Below are 16,751 nucleotides of genomic sequence, written 5' to 3'. Positions count from 1 at the left end.
ATATTATAAACCCCTTAAAGCAACTCGTCGTTCAAATAAGCCAGTTGGAGATTGATAGATAATTTTCGTATTTAGGGAAAGTGCTATTCCAGATGGTTGTTGTAATTTACCAAATGGTGTTGTTACCTTTAAGGTACTTAAGTCACTCACCGCTGCATTTGCATGCAATCCAATTAAAATGCGATCTAATACTGTTTGTTGGCCCACATGAATCAATTTATTACCGTCCCATTTATTCTTCCACGGTAATTTGATGAATTGTTCCTTACCCATCTTCAACTTTGTTCTAAATTGATTGGTATCATACAGTGGGAAGTATTTCATCACTTGTTTTAAAATCTCATCGTAAACTTGCGGTGCTAATGTTTCGGCCTCAACTAACGATAATTGACCATTCAATAGTTTAACTGCCTTTTTATTTAGCATTAATTCTTGTTCATTATGCTTATAAGTTGCTGATCCTAGAGTTATTTCTTGTCCATTATCATAAAACCGTTGATTAATTAATACCCTAGGAACAATGATTTCAAAATCTTCGGTAACTTGAATTGTTTTTCCTTTTTGTTTTTTATTCTTCGTAAATTTAGGCATCAATTTTGCCTTAAGACTAGCTAATTGTTCATTAGAATCAGATAGTCTCTCCAATTCTGCCACCCAACTCGTCTTAACACCACAAACCTTATACGTATCTTCTTTCTTAGACTTAATCCGGACAATACACATATAAGCAACCGTCTTGCCCGAGTAACCACCGTATAATGCAGTTGGCCGGTCCTGCTTGGCAGGAATCAACTGTTTACCACCTTGACCGCTAGCCTTATCGTCTTTAGCAGAATACAGCGTTTGGTTGTATAGTGCACCTGTATTTTCATGGACTTCACGGGTCACTAAGATTTTCTTAAATTGATAAATTTTATCCAACTCAGCAAGTCCTTGCGCTTTATTCCAGATAACCTCGTGAGAATCTGAATCTATTACTTCTTCCTTTTTTAAATCGTTAAGGAAATTAAAATTACGCCACTTATCATTGGTATTATTCTTTTGATAGCTTCCATAAACAAAAAATGGCGTTAATTTAGGGTAACGTTTAAGAAGATAGATTCCCACAAAAGCCGTTAAATAAGCATCAAATGCATGGTGATGGTTATTTAAATTTCTATTTTTAGGAAAATCAAACATCTCACGCATTTGATGTATCAAACCACTTTTAACTGTAATCAACTGGACCTCATCATCTTCATAATGATCCATTAATAAGTTAGTTACTAACTTAATCACTTGTCGTGTTTCAACCAATTGTCGATTGATAAACCCCTTCATAGCATATTTACTAATTCGATCGGGATTTAACGTTAAATTATCATATTTTCGTTTAGTTATTAATCCTGCTCGTAACATTTGTTCCCATTGAACACGCATTTTTGAGCCAAATCGTTCTTCAGTATAGTCATTTAACGGTACTTGATCAGATTTGCTCCGATTCATTTTTGCAGATACCAAAACCCGATTATCTAAAGAATTATCTTTAATGAAGGCTTGCGGTAAAATATGATCAATATCATATTCTGATAAGCGATCAATATTTAAAGTTTCTCCAGTATACATATCATGACCACCCTGCATAAAGTACAAGAATAATCGCGTATTTGCTAATGCTGTGTTAGTTAAATCCTTTAATTCCGCCTTAACATCAGAATCACTAAGGATATCCTTACTAATATTTTGATAAACTTGCTCGACTTGCCGTTTCCGCTGAACAGATAAACGTGGATTTGCCTCATCCTCACGGGCAAACTCAATTAGAATTTTACTTGGCGCTTGATTCTTCATTGCTTTTTGAATATCAGATACCACTAATAGAATTTGGCGTAATGCCTTTTTATTCTGAGGTGACGTATATAAATCATTAATCACATCTTGAACATCATTTTTGGATAATAACGTTTGGTTAGCAGCACTAATTAATTTATCGAATTCCTCTGAATGAACAATCCGCATAAAATTGTCTGTCGTATCCCACAATAAATCCATTATTCTCTGACCGTTTTCATTAACAATCTGATTTAATAATTTATTGGAAAGACGGCCCCATCCCCGATAACGTTTAGAAGATAATCGTTTCCGCTGTTCATCTGTTAACCATTCAATTTCATTTAATTTTTCGACAAAAATTTTACCATCTTCAAAAATTGTTGACCATTCAACACATTTTTCTAGATCAGCTTGTTTGTTGGCTTCATCAACAATTCCGCCCAAGATTGCCTTCAAATCATGGTACGTACTCAACCTACTGATAACCTTATTTTCATCAGATAATCCCGTAATTTCAGGCCGACTAGCAAAATAACCCTTCGAAACCAAATAATCTTGAATATTTTTAACCGAAACACTTGCTTGCATCATGAACAAATCGTTAAAAATCCGTTGCTTTTGTTCAACTGTAATCGGTACATCATCAATCTTAATACCGTTTAATTCGTTTAGCACTTCAAATCGTTGATATACCAAACTTTGTTTAGGTAAAACATCTTCTGCCAATAAATAGGTGTCAGTGGTTGTCATCCGTTTAATAAATTCATTTGCCGATGCTTGTCGATCCACTTTTTCATCAAAATTCCACGGTGTAATCTTACCCTCTGCTTTTCGAATCATCCACGCAAATTTTTTATTCGAACTTTGTTGTTGCTGTTCAGACGTGATCAATGGCCCAACATAATAAGGCACTCTAAATGCCACTAACTCATCCAATTTATACTTAGCAATTTTACGCCGACTTTCGTTAGGATTAAGTTCTGCCAACCAAGGATAATATTTTTGTTGGTTTTCAATAATCCGCTCTAGCTCTTGTTGGTGCAACTGATGTGGGATTGCACCATTATCTTTTGTTCGTTGCTTTGGCATAAATTGTTCAAGTTCGATTAACTTTAGAATTTCAGCAATCGTTTCGTTATCCTGATATGATTTCAATGCTTTAGTAGTTGCTGCATAAAAATCTTCTCTGCTGTAAGCTTTAGCATTATCTTGCCCATCAATATAATAATTGTAGGCCTGTTGAATTGCTTTTTTATCAGAAATACTCAACAGTGGGTAGATTGACTTTAATTGCTTTAAATGAGCAGCATGCTGGTCATATTTTTCGACCATCGCTTCCGATAATGATTGATTTTCAGGTATAATACCTGCTAATAAGATACCCGAATAAAGGCCCTGTAAGATTGCTATTATTTCCCGGCTGTCATCATCAATATTGGTTGCTGCCTTATCAATATCTTCATCGAAACTTTCAGAGTTAAATGATAATGTCCATGGCTTCGCGTCATCGACTTCAATTCCGGTTAGGACGTTAAATTTTGCTTTTAAGCCTAGAATCGCTTTTAATAACTCAGTGGCAATTGCCTTATTTTGCTTCTCAAGTGATTTGTTTTCGTTTGGAACATAAATCATTCCCAATGCTTTTTTCTGTCGATTACTAGCACTTTGTTGGTCATTTAGCAATAATGCTTTCAAATCATCAAAATCATTTACAGCTAATTGGAACATGGATTCATTAAATCGTTCGTTAAATATTTGGTTTAAAGTTTCAAAATTTTCAGCTAATTTAATTTCACTACTTTTAAATGATGATACCGGTGATTCATTCAAAAAATGTCCCCGATATTTCACAATATGATGCATTGCTAAATAAATTTCTCTAATATCAAATTGCTTATTCTTAGTCATTAAATCGCGGCTCAGATTATAAATTGTTGGATATTGTGTATAAAAATCAGTATCCGTTCGATCATTAAAAAGACTCATTTCTGGATATAATTTACGATTATCCTTTGAGCTTAGACTTGATTGTTTCTGACGTAAGAAAAATGTGTTATCAAGCGGCGTGATTTGTGGTTCAAAAATTTCTCTTAATAAACTCAATCGCCATTTACGCCGTTTTAATCTACGACGTGTTGTTCGAAAACTCCGACGTTCTTCGGCTGTTTTTCCTTCATCATATAATCGAACACCATAACCGTACTTTCCTTTAATACTCATTAAGTGGTTCTGGTCATCAACGACTGCCCACCCAATTGAATTTGTACCAATATCTAGTCCGATATTATATGTTTTCGCCATACTAACTCCCCCTTAATCACCATTACCGTTAGTATAGCTAATTAAGCGCTTATTTTCCAACTTAATTAAATTATGCACAATAAAAAAAGCCCATCCATATGAGCCTTTCCTTCATTATTTAACTGGTAATACCGCCCCGTGCCATTGCTTTTTAATCCAGGCTTGGGTTGATTTTGATTTGAGTGCTTTGATTAACTTCTTGATTGCGGGTTTGTTCTCGTCGCCTTTATTAACAGCGACGACGTTCACGTATGGTGATGAGAGGCTTTCGATTGCCACTGCATCTTTTTCCGGTGTGAAGCCGGCTTGAACTGCATAGTTTGAATTGATAGCAACCAGCGTGCCTTCATCATTTTTCAACAATTCAGGCATTAACTTCGGCTCAAACGTGTACTTGAATTTGAGCTTCTTCGGATTTTTGGCGATATCATTAAAGGTTGCATTTTCAACTTTGACCCCTGGTTTCAAGGTGATCAAGCCGCCCGTTTTTAGAATCGAGAGGACTCGGCCCCAATCAGTTTGACTGTTTGAAACGAGGACAGTGGCGCCGGTTTTGACGGCACTTAATTTTTTAACTCGCTTGCTGTAAAGGCCCAGTGGTTCAAGATGAATCCCACCAGCACTCACTAAATGATAGCCATTATCGTGGTTTGCCTTTTTCATAAACGGAATATGTTGGTAATAGTTGGCGGTCAATTCACCGCTGGCTAAAGCCTTATTAGGTAATACATAATCACTGAACGCTTTGACATCCAATGTGATGCCTTCTTTTTTTAATTCGGGTTTAATGTGTCTTAAAATGGCGGCATGCGGAATGGTTGATGCGCCAATCACAATCGTATTGGGATCTGTTTTTTTAGCGCGACAGCCAGTCAACAGTACGCCAACAATTAAAAGCCCGGCGAGTACGCTTAAATATCTTTTTTGCATCTACTTTTCTCCCTCTGTTTTAACGATGATCAATTTTAGCGATGATAATGTCACCGGCTTTTTGACAAATGAACACGATGATTAAAATAATGATTGTCGCCACTAACGTAATTGTATTTTGGTTTGCTTGAAAGCCTTCAGTGTAGGCTAAGTTCCCCAAGCCACCGGCCCCAATCACACCGGCCATTGCCGTGTAACCAAGTAATGAAATCGCGGTGACGGTTAATCCGGAAACCAGTGCGGGCATGCTTTCTGGTAAAAGGACTTGCCAGATAATTTGCCATTTTGAAGCGCCTAGTGCGCGGGTCGCTTCAATCACCCCGCTATCAACTTCACGAAAGGCTAATTCAACTAACCGCGCATAAAATGGTGCTGCCGAAACGATTAATGCTGGAATTGCAGCTTTGGGACCAATCATGGTACCCATCAATTCCTTAGTCATGGGAATCAAAAGCACGATCAAGATGATGAACGGTACTGAACGGAAAACGTTGACGAATAAAGCGACAATCCCATTTAACAACCGACTCATAAAATCCATTTTACCGTTTGTTTGATATAAAACTAACCCTAACAAGAAACCGAGAATTGCGACTAGCAAGACGCTGACAGCCGTTAGCCAAACCGTTTCGACTGTTGCTTCCCACATCGTTGGCCAGTCGATTTGTTTAAATTGAAAATAAGATTGAAATCCGTTGATATTAGCCATGTCTTAACACCTCTACTTCGATAGTTTGTTGACTTAAGTCGGATAATGCCTGTTTTAAATCGTCTGGACTAGCTTGAATCTGAATATATAAATACCCCAGGGCACCATTAATCGTTTGTTGTAAACTGCCACTAATCACGCTGACTTCAACGCTTGGATAGCGGCGCATTAATTGGCCGATGACCGGTTGACTGGATTGTTCTTCGTTAAACCGGAGTTTGACGATCGTGCCCTCTGGTACCCGCGTCAACAACTGTTCGATTGAAGCGGCTGTTTCACTAGGCGTAATCACCAATGATTCTGAGACAAAGGCTTTCGTCACTTCTGCCTGTGGCGTTTCGAAGATGGCTTGTGTTGTGCCTTCTTCAATTACCCGACCGGCTGCCATCACTGCGATTCGTTGGCAGATCCGGCGTACCGCATCCATTTCGTGGGTTACCAGCACAATCGTGATGCCCATTTCCTGATTAATCTTAGCTAAAAGACTTAAAATTGAATTCGTTGTTTTAGGATCCAAAGCACTGGTTGCTTCATCACATAATAAGATGGCCGGTTCGCTGATTAACGCACGGGCAATCGCAACCCGTTGCTTTTGGCCCCCTGAAAGTTCGCTAGGATAAGCGGCACCCAAGTCTGTTAGCTCAACTAATGCCAACATCTCTTTGGCCTTAGCTAAGCGTTCCTTCTTGCCAACCCCCGCTAATTTAAGCGGTAAGGCGATATTTTCAAGAATTGTTTTTGACCAGAGTAGATTGAAGTGTTGAAAAATCATGCCAATCTTCTGCCGAATTGGTCGCATTGCTTGTTCGCTCAAACCAACGATTGATTGACCGTTGACCAAGACATCCCCGCTAGTTGGTTTTTCTAAACCGTTTAATAATCGAATTAACGTACTCTTACCAGCGCCTGAATAGCCGATAATCCCATAAATTTCACCCGCTTCAATTTTCAATGAAATATCGCTGAGTGCTGTAAATGTCTGTTGTTCCCGTTGGTAAACCTTACCGACTTGCTTTAGTTCTAACATTGCATTCTCTCCCTTTGACTAAAAATGTACAAAAAAAGTCCTCCCTCTCAAATAAATGAGAGAAAGGACGCCAATTTGCGTGTTACCACCTTAATTTCACGACTACTTCACAATAATCGCCTTACAAAGTACCAGGATCGATACTCGTTCGCTATATCGGGCAACCCCCGCATTCGGCTCAGTTAAACCTTACCAAATGAATTTGCTCAAAGACCATATTCGAAAATCGTTCGCATTATCCGCTTGCACCTGACCGGACTCTCTTAAAATGCTACTAAGTTATCTACTCATCTTTTCATCGCTTGTATTAAGTAATTCTTATCTTAATTAATCAGACGCCAGATGTCAAGTCTAATTATCTGAAATTCGAATATCGGCAATCCACGCATCTTTTTCATTATCCGCATTTAATAATTCGGGATTATCAGCTAAATCAGTATTGACGTTGACTAATTCACCCGCTAAAGGACTATCTAACTCTTGAACCATTTTTTCAGCTTCAATTGCAACAAGTGGCATATCAAGTGCCATCTTTTGCCCTTCAACTGGGACATCTACAAATTTAATTAACCCAAATTCATTTTGCGCACCCTTAGTCAAACCAATTCGTCTGATTGAAGCTGCGATTTCTTCTGTCCAAAAATAATCATTGTTACTCATTGTCAATTGTTTTCACTCCTAGAAAGTATCTTCAGATTCGCTGAACATATAACTCTTATAATGGTACCGCATCGACATGATAAAACCAATCCCCATCATGTTCCCCAATAGCGATGAACCACCTTGTGAAATAAACGGTAATGGAATACCGGTCAATGGTAATAGACCAACACTCATCCCAATATTTTCAAAAACATGGAAAAGGATCATCATGATAACACCCGTTGAAACATAGGCATAAAACTCATTTTTGGTATCAAATGTGACCCGAATCATTTGGTAGATCAACAAGAAATACAATAAAATGACTAAACAAGAACCGATGAAGCCGAAGTTTTCACCAATTACGGAGAAAATCATATCGGATTCACGAACGGGTACGTTAACCTGAATCTGATTGAAGCCTTTACCAAATAATTGACCAGACCCGATGGCCTTTAAACTTTGGGATAATTGCAAACTTGTGCTGGCCGTATTATCAAACGGATGTAACCAGGCATCAATTCGGTTAAATTGATAGGTTTTAAAGCCTAAGTGGGTTAAAATCGCCCGCCCTGGGGTTGTTACCGCCAAGGTCAAAGCCGTCCCACCAATGGCCGCCATTATCGCCATTGCAGGTGCTAGAATCTTCCAAGTAATCCCGGACACTAAGATAATGCCACCCAAAATTGCGACGAACACCAATAATGTCCCAAAATCATTTTGTAATTTCAAAAGTACCATAACTGGTAATGTCCAAATTAATAATCGGCCTAACAATAACCAATCCGCATTAATCGTGTGTTCTGGATACTCGGTATTGTGCTTAGTGACAACCCGACTCATCATTAAGATATAAGCCGGCTTCATCACTTCGGAAGGCTGGAACGAAATCGGCCCTAACGAGAACCAACTCTTAGCGCCAGTTTGAATCGCCACTACCCGATTATAAAAGAATAAAACGGCAACTAAGAGAAAAATCCCAATGCCATAAGCAATCGGCGCAACTCGCCAGAGCTGTTCCGAATCAAACTGCATGATGGCCACAATTGCGATCCCACCAATGACGTACCAAGCCGCCTGCATCAGCACAGCTCGCGTTGAGCTGGCACTACTTGTATCATGCGTTACCGCGACATAAATCGACATTAAACCCACTAACGCTAACATGAAGACGGAAAAAACAATCCCGTAATCTACACGCGAAGTATCGTCGACTTTTTCTAATTCCTTTGGCATGTTAAGTCTCCTTCAACTAAAAACTGTCTTAATTATAAAATAACCCGGCCAAAAATCTGCCGGGTTACTCTAAAGCTAATTAATTCTTAAGAATTAACCTTGGTGTAAGTGATACTCCCGTAGTAATTCGTTAACAGCATCGTCGTGTGTTTTAGTAATGATGCTTTGGCCAGTACCTTCGACAGTTGCTTCGAACCGTTTTTTAGCACTGTCTTCGACAATAACACCGACTTCATTTTTACCAACTTTGACACTCGTCATTGCCTGGCCGTTACGGTTAATATCATCAATTGTGACTTCTACGCGTTGTTCTTTTTTAGACATATTTTTTGAAACTCCTTATTTTGTAACATTAGTCATTAACAGACTTATTCCGAAACACTGTGAAATGGTCCGGAACGGGATCATAACCACCCTTTACAAATGGATGACACCGCAAAATACGGCCGATACCCATAATCAGTCCCTTAATAGCGCCATGCTTTTGAATGGCTTGAATCATATAACTAGAGCAAGTCGGATAATACCGACAGCTCGGTGGTAAGAATGGCGAAATACCAGTTTGGTAAAACCGCACAAGTGCAATTAATATCTTTTGCATGCAATCACCACTTATCTTGACCTACTGCAAGAAATTAATAATGTGACTCCAGGTACTTGGTAAAAAGACGGCAAATGGGTTTCGACCACCCATTGCAAAACCAATCATTTGGCCAATTAACCCAGCAAAAATCATTAAAACAATGACTAGTAAGATCTTTTTAAGAACTGGTTTGACGTGCTCTTCAAAATTTGATCGATACACAATATTCACAATCCCTTACTTCTGATTTAGTGTGCTCGTTTTTGGGCAATATTTTCTAATAAAACACCCGTACCTAAGGCAACCGCGTCCAATGGCTTTTCAGCTAAGACAACTGGGACCTTAAGGTGTTCAGAAAAGAGGTTGGCAATATTGCGTAATAGCGCACCCCCACCGGTTAACATAATCCCGCGATCAATAATATCGCCGGCTAATTCTGGTGGTGTCACTTCAAGCACTTCTTTAGCAGCGGCAACGATGGCCATCATTGTTTCGTGCAAGGCAAGTTCAACTTCATCCGCACCAATCGTGATTGACACTGGTAATCCACCGACAATATCACGGCCACGGACTTCTAGTTGTTCACTTGCATCGGCGTGCCAAACACTACCAATCTTCAACTTGATTGTTTCGGCAGTATGTTCACCGATTAATAAGTTATGTTTACGTTTAACGTATGCTGCGATTTCAGCATTCATGCGATCACCAGCAAGCCGTAATGACCGACTTGTCACAACTTCACCCATTGATAGTACGGCGATATCACTCGTCCCACCACCAATATCGATCACCATGTTACCACGTGGTTGGAAAATATCCATCCCAGCACCCACGGCCGCAACCTTAGGTTCAAATTCTAAGAAAACTTTACCGCCGCCAGATTTTTCTGCAGCTTCTACAATTGCCTTTTGCTCAATCGATGTAATATTTGTTGGACAACAAATTAAGATGTTTGGTTTTGATAGAAAACCTTTGACGTTTAATTTATTAATGAAATAAGCAAGCATTGCTTCGGTCATATCAAAATCAGCAATCACACCATCTTTAAGTGGGCGCACTGCCAAAATATTGCCGGGTGTCCGACCGACCATGCTGTATGCTTCAGAACCAACTGCTAATACTTTTTTTGTTTTAGTATCGATCGCAACGACTGAAGGTTCATTAAGAACAATGCCTTTGTCCATAACGTTAATTAAGACGTTGGCTGTCCCTAAATCAATTCCGATATCTTTAGCCATTTAGTGTTGCTCCTTCCAGAAACCATATTCAATAGTCAATTATACCACAAGCCTAATATCAATAAAATATAAGTTTCGTTTACGAAATTAACACTAAAAAAGAACGACGTCCGTCTAAAAACGAATATCATTCTTTAATCACTGCTAATTAAGCTAATTTTTGAGTTGTTTTACGATGACCGGCTTCATCAAAATCAGCACGACTGATATGTGCACCTAATGCCCGTAATTTTTGATGGAAGTGATAATAACCACGATCCATGTATTGTAAGTTTGTGACAAGCGTCTCACCATTGGCCGCTAAACCAGCAATCACTAGTGCTGCTGCTGCTCGTAAATCAGAAGCGGCCACTTCAGCACCCGTTAATTCAGTAGGACCGTATAAGATGACAGATTGGCCTTCGATTTGGTAATCGGCATTCATACGTCGTAATTCTTCTAAGTGCATGAAACGATTCTCGAAGACTGTTTCAGTCATGACACTCGTCCCATGAGCCATCAATTGTAAAGCGGTCATTTGTGCTTGCATATCCGTTGGGAAACCAGGATATGGCAAGGTTTTGATATTACTTGGTTTCAATTCATCAGGGCCGATAATCCGGATGCCATTTTCTTCCTCGATGACTTGTGCGCCCATTTCAGCTAGTTTAGACAATAAAGGTTTATTATGTTCAGAAATAGCTTCTTCAACTAAAACATTACCCTTAGTAGCTGCTGCGGCAATCATGAAGGTACCTGCTTCAATTCGATCTTGCACAATACTGTGTTCGGTCCCCTTTAATTCAGTAACCCCTTCAATCCGAATTTCTTCAGTCCCAGCACCGAAAACTTTGGCGCCCATCTTATTCAAGACGTTAGCTAAATCAACGATTTCTGGTTCGCGGGCAACGTTTTCGATGACTGTTGTGCCCTTAGCTAAGGTTGCTGCCATCATGATATTTTGCGTTGCACCAACACTTGGAAAGTCTAAATAGATGTTTGCACCGACTAATTGGTCGGCCTTGGCTTCTATGTAACCATGACTTTGTGTAATCGTTGCGCCGAGTGCTTCAAAACCCTTGAGGTGTAAGTCAACTGGTCTTGAACCAATTGCACAGCCACCTGGCATGGCAACTCGGGCATGACCCAATCTTGCTAATAATGGTCCCATGACAACAATTGAGGCCCGCATCTTTGAAACATATTCGAATGCCGCTTCAAAGTTTAGTGGTTGATTGGCATCAATCATTAGATAGTTACGTTGTTCATCAAATTTAACACGTGCATCCAGACTCTTCAAAACATCTTGCATCATAAAAACATCTGATAAGATTGGCACGTTCGTTAATTCAACTGGTCCTTTAGAGGCTAAAAGTGCTGCTGCCATGATTGGTAAGACTGCATTTTTAGCACCTTCGATGTGGACATCACCAACTAATGGCTGTCCGCCTTGTATGATCAATTTTTCCAAGAGTTTCCCTCCGATATGACTGCTAATTTATTGGACTAAAAAAATGATATTGCGCGCTTGCGCGATAATTTCTAAAAAGAATTGACTCACTAAATAACCCATTACGATGGCTGTAAACATGAGGACAATCTGAATCTGTCGAATATGATTCGGTTTAAAAAGCTGTTCAAGTCGTAAAGACTGTAGACCGTAAAAACTAAGAACGATAAAGCCGATATGACTAATAATGGTAACAACTGCTTGTGATCCAATTGATTGCACTTCAATAACGCCCCTCTATGAATGGATATAGGGACATTGTAACACACAGAAAAGTCACTTGTCTGTATTTAGCTGTTTTCTTAATAAAAGAAGATTGGATTGTATTATAACACAATAAAAAAAGCCCCCACGACTTTTGCCGTGAGGGCTTCTTGCAATAACTATTGTAAATGATTTTTGACGTCAATCCGGTTCATCGCGCGTTGAAGTGCGATTTGAGCCCGACGTAATTCGTCTGAATCATGTTTTTCTGAAGCCGTCTTAATAGCGTCTTCAGCACGTTGTTTAGCACGTTGGGCACGTGATAAGTTAATATCGCGCGCACGTTCAGCACCATCAGCAACGATTGAAGCGATGTTATGACTCACTTCCATAAAGCCGCCAGTAATTGCAATGGCGTCTTCATGCCCTGGGTTATCCGTCCGCTTAACACGAATTTCACCAATTTCTAGAGGGGTAATAATTGGCTCATGATTAGCCATAATACCGAGTTGTCCTGCCATTGCTGGTACAACCAACATTGAAGCATGGTGATCATAAACGACACCATCAGGAGTTACGATATTAACGGTTAATACCTTTTGCTCTTCTGCCATCATTAACGCCCCTTTCTAGTCTTGATCGACAGCCTTTTCAGACTGTGTATAGCCCATTTCTTTTGCCTTTGCTAATGCAGCGTCAATGTTCCCAACAAGACGGAATGCTTCTTCTGGGACATCATCGTAGTCACCCGCAAGGATGGCTTTGAAACCAGAAACAGTATCCTTAACTGGCACGTATGAACCGGCTTGGCCTGTGAAGGCTTCGGCAACGTGGAAGTTTTGTGATAGGAAGAATTGAATCCGACGAGCACGTGCAACGATAATCTTTTCATCATCAGATAATTCATCCATACCTAAGATAGAGATGATATCTTGTAATTCACGATAACGTTGTAAGACGTGTTGTACTTCAGAAGCAACTTCGTAATGTTCTTGGCCAACAATTTCAGGATCAAGCGCACTAGAAGATGATTCTAGTGGGTTAACAGCAGGGTAAATACCTTGTTGTGTTAACTTACGATCCAAGTTAGTTGTGGCATCCAAATGCGCGAAAGTTGTTGCAGGCGCAGGATCAGTATAATCATCAGCAGGCACATAAATGGCTTGGATAGATGTAACTGAACCTTTTTTAGTTGATGTGATTCGTTCTTGTAATTGACCCATTTCTGTTGCCAATGTTGGCTGGTAACCAACGGCTGAAGGCATCCGTCCTAATAGGGCAGAAACTTCTGAACCAGCTTGCGTGAAACGGAAGATATTATCAATGAACAATAGCACATCTTGGCCTTCAACATCACGGAAGTATTCAGCAATTGTTAAACCAGTCAAGGCAACACGCATACGTGCACCAGGTGATTCATTCATTTGACCGAAAACCATGGCTGTCTTTTCCAAAACGCCTGATTCTTTCATTTCAAAGTATAAGTCATTACCTTCACGTGTTCGTTCACCAACACCAGTAAAGACAGAAATACCACCATGTTCTTCAGCGATATTATGGATTAATTCTTGGATTAAGACGGTTTTACCAACACCGGCACCACCGAACAAACCGATTTTACCACCACGCACATAAGGGGCAAGTAAATCGATAACCTTAATCCCTGTTTCTAGAATTTCTGAACTTGTATTTAATTCCTCAAATTTAGGCGCAGAACGGTGAATACTGTCGCGTCTAAAATCTGCAGGAAATTCTTCGCCGCCATCGATTGTTTCGCCTAAGACGTTGAAAACACGTCCTAGAGTTTCTTTACCGACTGGTACGTTAATTGCACGTCCAGCATCTTCAACAGGCATGCCACGACGTAAACCGTCAGTAGATTCCATTGAAATTGTACGCATTACCCCGTCGCCTAATTCTAGAGCAACCTCTAAAACGACAGTTTCATCATTACCTTTATCGACTGTTAAGGCATTATTGATATCTGGTAAATCCGTATCTAAAGAAAATTCGACATCGACAACGGGACCAATAACTTGGACAACTTTTCCCATACTCATAGTTGTTTCTTCCTCCCGCATTTTTATTCTAATGCTGCCGCACCACCGACGATTTCGGTGATTTCAGTTGTAATTTGAGCTTGACGTGCACGGTTATATTTAATTGATAATTCTGAAATTAAATTATTCGCGTTATCGGTCGCACTCTTCATTGCTGCCATTGAAGCAGCATGTTCTGCTGTTTTAGAATCTAACATTGCGCCATAAATTAAGCTTTCGGCGTATTGCGGTAGAATTGCGTCTAAGGCATCATCCACGGAAGGTTCCGTAATGTATTCTAGATTTTGATCAGCAACTTCTGAAACATCTAAGTCGGTAATTGGTAACATTTTTTCAGCTCTAAAGCCAGATGTTAATGAGTTAACATGGTGGTTGTAACAAACGTACAACTCATCGTAAACGCCATTATCATACATCGCAACGGCCGTTTTAATAATTTGTTTAACTTCTTCAAAAGAAGGGACATCACTGACACCACGATATTCGTAAGTTAAGTTCATGCCACGTGCTTTAAAGAAATCAGCACCAGTCCCGCCGACCGCAAGAATTGCGTATTCGTCAGGTGATTGATGCGTTTCTGAAATCATTTGGACCATTGCTTTTAGGATTGAGCTGTTATATGCACCAACTAAGCCCCGATCACTTGTAATAACTAAGTAACCAGTTTTCTTAATTGGTCTTTCCACTAACAAATTACTCAACGTTACTTCGTGCTTGATCGCCTTTTTAATAGTTGAATCAGCAGGTTCTGCTTGTAAACTACTCTTTTGACGAGCAATGTCAATTAATTGACTTGCAGCTAGATGCGTCACGATTTCTCGAATCTTATCAGTATAAACTTGGTAAGCAACTGAGTTCTTTTCGATTTGAGAAAGCTTAGCACCAGAAACCATTTGCATAGCACTTGTAATTTGCCCAGTTTTTTTAGTAGAGGCGATTCTTCGTTTGATATCCATTAAAGATTCAGCCAATTAATTCACCCCTTACTTATCTGAGTCTTTGTCATCGGCAGCTTGTTCTGGTACAAAACCTTCTGTGAAGGCTTTAATAGCAGCATCAAGTTTGTCTGTGTCTGGCAATTTAGTTGTTTGACGGATTTCATCCATCAAGTCTTTAGCGTTACTTTCTAGATAATCATTTAAACCACTTTCATAACGCATGATGTCATCAACAGGTACATCATCGATGAAACCGTGTGTTAAGGCATATAGGATTACCGTTTGTTGTTCAAATGGTAATGGTTTATGCAATGGTTGTTTCAAGACTTCAACAGTCCGTTTACCACGATTTAGTTTGGCTTGTGTTGCGGCATCTAAATCAGAACCGAATTGCGTAAAGGCTTCTAGTTCACGGTATGATGAAAGGTCAAGACGTAATGTCCCAGAAACTTTCTTCATAGCCTTGGTTTGAGCTGCCCCACCAACACGAGAAACAGATGAACCAGCATCGATAGCTGGACGTGTTCCTGAATAGAATAAATCACTTTCCAAGAAGATTTGACCATCTGTGATCGAGATAACGTTAGTTGGGATATAAGCTGAAATATCACCAGCTTGTGTTTCGATGATAGGTAAAGCAGTCATTGAACCGCCACCTAATTCATCACTTAACTTAGCAGCACGTTCTAGTAAACGTGAATGTAAGTAGAAAATATCACCAGGGTAAGCTTCACGGCCTGGAGGTCTTCTTAAAAGTAATGAGATTTCACGATAAGCAGCAGCTTGTTTACTTAAATCATCATAGACGATTAAAACGTGCTTGCCGTTATACATGAATTCTTCACCCATTGCTGCACCAGCATAAGGGGCAATGTACAAGAGTGGTGCGGGTTGGCTAGGGCCAGCTTCGACAACAATTGTATAATCCATTGCACCATAACGCCGTAAGGTTTCAACTTGTGTTCTAACAGTTGATTCCTTTTGACCAATGGCAACGTAGATACAAATCATATCTTGACCTTTTTGGTTAATAATCGTATCGATCGCAACTGATGTTTTACCAGTCTTACGATCCCCGATGATTAATTCACGTTGGCCACGACCAATTGGCACCAAGGCATCAATCGCTTTTAAACCTGTTTGTAAAGGTTCTGAAACAGATTGACGAGCCATAACGCCGGGTGCTTTCTTTTCGATAGGACGTGTTTTGTCTGTTTTAATTTCGCCGCGTCCATCCACTGGTTGACCCAAAGGATTAACAACACGACCGATTAAAGCATCGCCAACAGGTACTTCCATGATCCGACCTGTCCGTTTAACTTGGTCCCCTTCACGAATATTTTCGTATTCGCCGAGGATGATGATACCAACATCATTTGTTTCCAAGTTTTGTGCCACACCGTATGAACCGTTAGAGAATTCTAACAATTCACTTGAGAGGGCATTTTCTAAACCGTGAGCACGTGCAATCCCATCACCAACATAAGTGACAGTACCGACTTCTTCAACGGCTAATTCTTCATTATAATTTGCTAGTTGTTGTTTAATTAATGCACTGATTTCCTCAGTTTTAATGCTCATC

The 16,751-nt window shown here is 39.8% G+C and carries 16 protein-coding genes; all 16 read right to left on the bottom strand.

The genetic code is table 11. The features are described from left to right. Positions 1-3 precede the first annotated feature (3 nt). Complete coding sequence (cas9, locus tag NDN60_RS00405) at positions 4-4,113, bottom strand: type II CRISPR RNA-guided endonuclease Cas9 (protein ID WP_099947667.1); 4,110 nt, start codon at positions 4,111-4,113, stop codon at positions 4-6. A 114-nt stretch (positions 4,114-4,227) separates the two neighbouring features. After that, entirely contained in the window at positions 4,228-5,043 is an 816-nt protein-coding gene (locus tag NDN60_RS00400) for a MetQ/NlpA family ABC transporter substrate-binding protein (protein WP_056947832.1), read from the bottom strand. A gap of 19 nt (positions 5,044-5,062) precedes the next feature. Further along, complete coding sequence (locus NDN60_RS00395) at positions 5,063-5,752, bottom strand: methionine ABC transporter permease (RefSeq protein WP_056947839.1); 690 nt, start codon at positions 5,750-5,752, stop codon at positions 5,063-5,065. Further along, positions 5,745-6,779 carry a methionine ABC transporter ATP-binding protein gene (locus NDN60_RS00390; protein ID WP_016265253.1) on the bottom strand — a complete coding sequence of 345 codons (1,035 nt, stop codon included), beginning with the start codon at positions 6,777-6,779 and terminating at the stop codon, positions 5,745-5,747. Before NDN60_RS00390 ends, NDN60_RS00395 begins: the two co-directional genes overlap by 8 nt. A 351-nt stretch (positions 6,780-7,130) precedes the next feature. Continuing rightward, a complete protein-coding gene (locus tag NDN60_RS00385) occupies positions 7,131-7,439 on the bottom strand; it encodes a glycine cleavage system protein H (protein ID WP_025016454.1) in 309 nt (102 codons plus the stop codon). An 18-nt stretch (positions 7,440-7,457) separates the two neighbouring features. Next, positions 7,458-8,657, bottom strand: a complete 1,200-nt coding sequence (locus NDN60_RS00380) for an FtsW/RodA/SpoVE family cell cycle protein (RefSeq protein WP_056947845.1) — start codon at positions 8,655-8,657, stop codon at positions 7,458-7,460. A gap of 93 nt (positions 8,658-8,750) precedes the next feature. Further along, on the bottom strand, positions 8,751-8,981 hold the full coding sequence (locus tag NDN60_RS00375; protein ID WP_056947848.1) for a DUF2969 domain-containing protein: 231 nt from the start codon (positions 8,979-8,981) through the stop codon (positions 8,751-8,753). Positions 8,982-9,009: 28 nt separating this feature from the next. After that, a complete protein-coding gene (gene yidD / locus NDN60_RS00370; protein ID WP_025016453.1) occupies positions 9,010-9,258 on the bottom strand; it encodes a membrane protein insertion efficiency factor YidD in 249 nt (82 codons plus the stop codon). Between the two features lie 21 nt (positions 9,259-9,279). Next, on the bottom strand, positions 9,280-9,462 hold the full coding sequence (locus tag NDN60_RS00365; RefSeq protein WP_056947885.1) for a DNA-directed RNA polymerase subunit beta: 183 nt from the start codon (positions 9,460-9,462) through the stop codon (positions 9,280-9,282). Between the two features lie 26 nt (positions 9,463-9,488). Next, the gene (locus tag NDN60_RS00360; protein WP_016265259.1) at positions 9,489-10,478 is read right to left on the bottom strand and encodes a rod shape-determining protein; all 990 of its coding nucleotides are present in this window, start codon (positions 10,476-10,478) and stop codon (positions 9,489-9,491) included. Positions 10,479-10,626: 148 nt separating this feature from the next. Further along, positions 10,627-11,928, bottom strand: a complete 1,302-nt coding sequence (murA, locus tag NDN60_RS00355; protein ID WP_056947851.1) for a UDP-N-acetylglucosamine 1-carboxyvinyltransferase — start codon at positions 11,926-11,928, stop codon at positions 10,627-10,629. Positions 11,929-11,955: 27 nt separating this feature from the next. After that, positions 11,956-12,189, bottom strand: a complete 234-nt coding sequence (locus NDN60_RS00350; protein WP_016265261.1) for a DUF1146 family protein — start codon at positions 12,187-12,189, stop codon at positions 11,956-11,958. A 161-nt stretch (positions 12,190-12,350) separates the two neighbouring features. Then, complete coding sequence (locus NDN60_RS00345; protein ID WP_025016451.1) at positions 12,351-12,785, bottom strand: F0F1 ATP synthase subunit epsilon; 435 nt, start codon at positions 12,783-12,785, stop codon at positions 12,351-12,353. 15 nt (positions 12,786-12,800) lie between these two features. Further along, a complete protein-coding gene (gene atpD / locus NDN60_RS00340; protein ID WP_016265262.1) occupies positions 12,801-14,231 on the bottom strand; it encodes a F0F1 ATP synthase subunit beta in 1,431 nt (476 codons plus the stop codon). 23 nt (positions 14,232-14,254) lie between these two features. Next, the gene (locus NDN60_RS00335; RefSeq protein WP_011374826.1) at positions 14,255-15,202 is read right to left on the bottom strand and encodes a F0F1 ATP synthase subunit gamma; all 948 of its coding nucleotides are present in this window, start codon (positions 15,200-15,202) and stop codon (positions 14,255-14,257) included. A gap of 12 nt (positions 15,203-15,214) precedes the next feature. Continuing rightward, entirely contained in the window at positions 15,215-16,750 is a 1,536-nt protein-coding gene (gene atpA / locus NDN60_RS00330) for a F0F1 ATP synthase subunit alpha (RefSeq protein ID WP_011374827.1), read from the bottom strand. Between the last annotated feature and the right edge of the window lies 1 nt (position 16,751).

The sequence above is a fragment of the Latilactobacillus sp. genome (genome assembly GCF_033176295.1).
Taxonomy (GTDB): domain Bacteria; phylum Bacillota; class Bacilli; order Lactobacillales; family Lactobacillaceae; genus Latilactobacillus; species Latilactobacillus sakei.
Note: the sequence above shows the minus strand (reverse complement) of the source record. Positions and strands in the feature narration are given on the sequence as shown.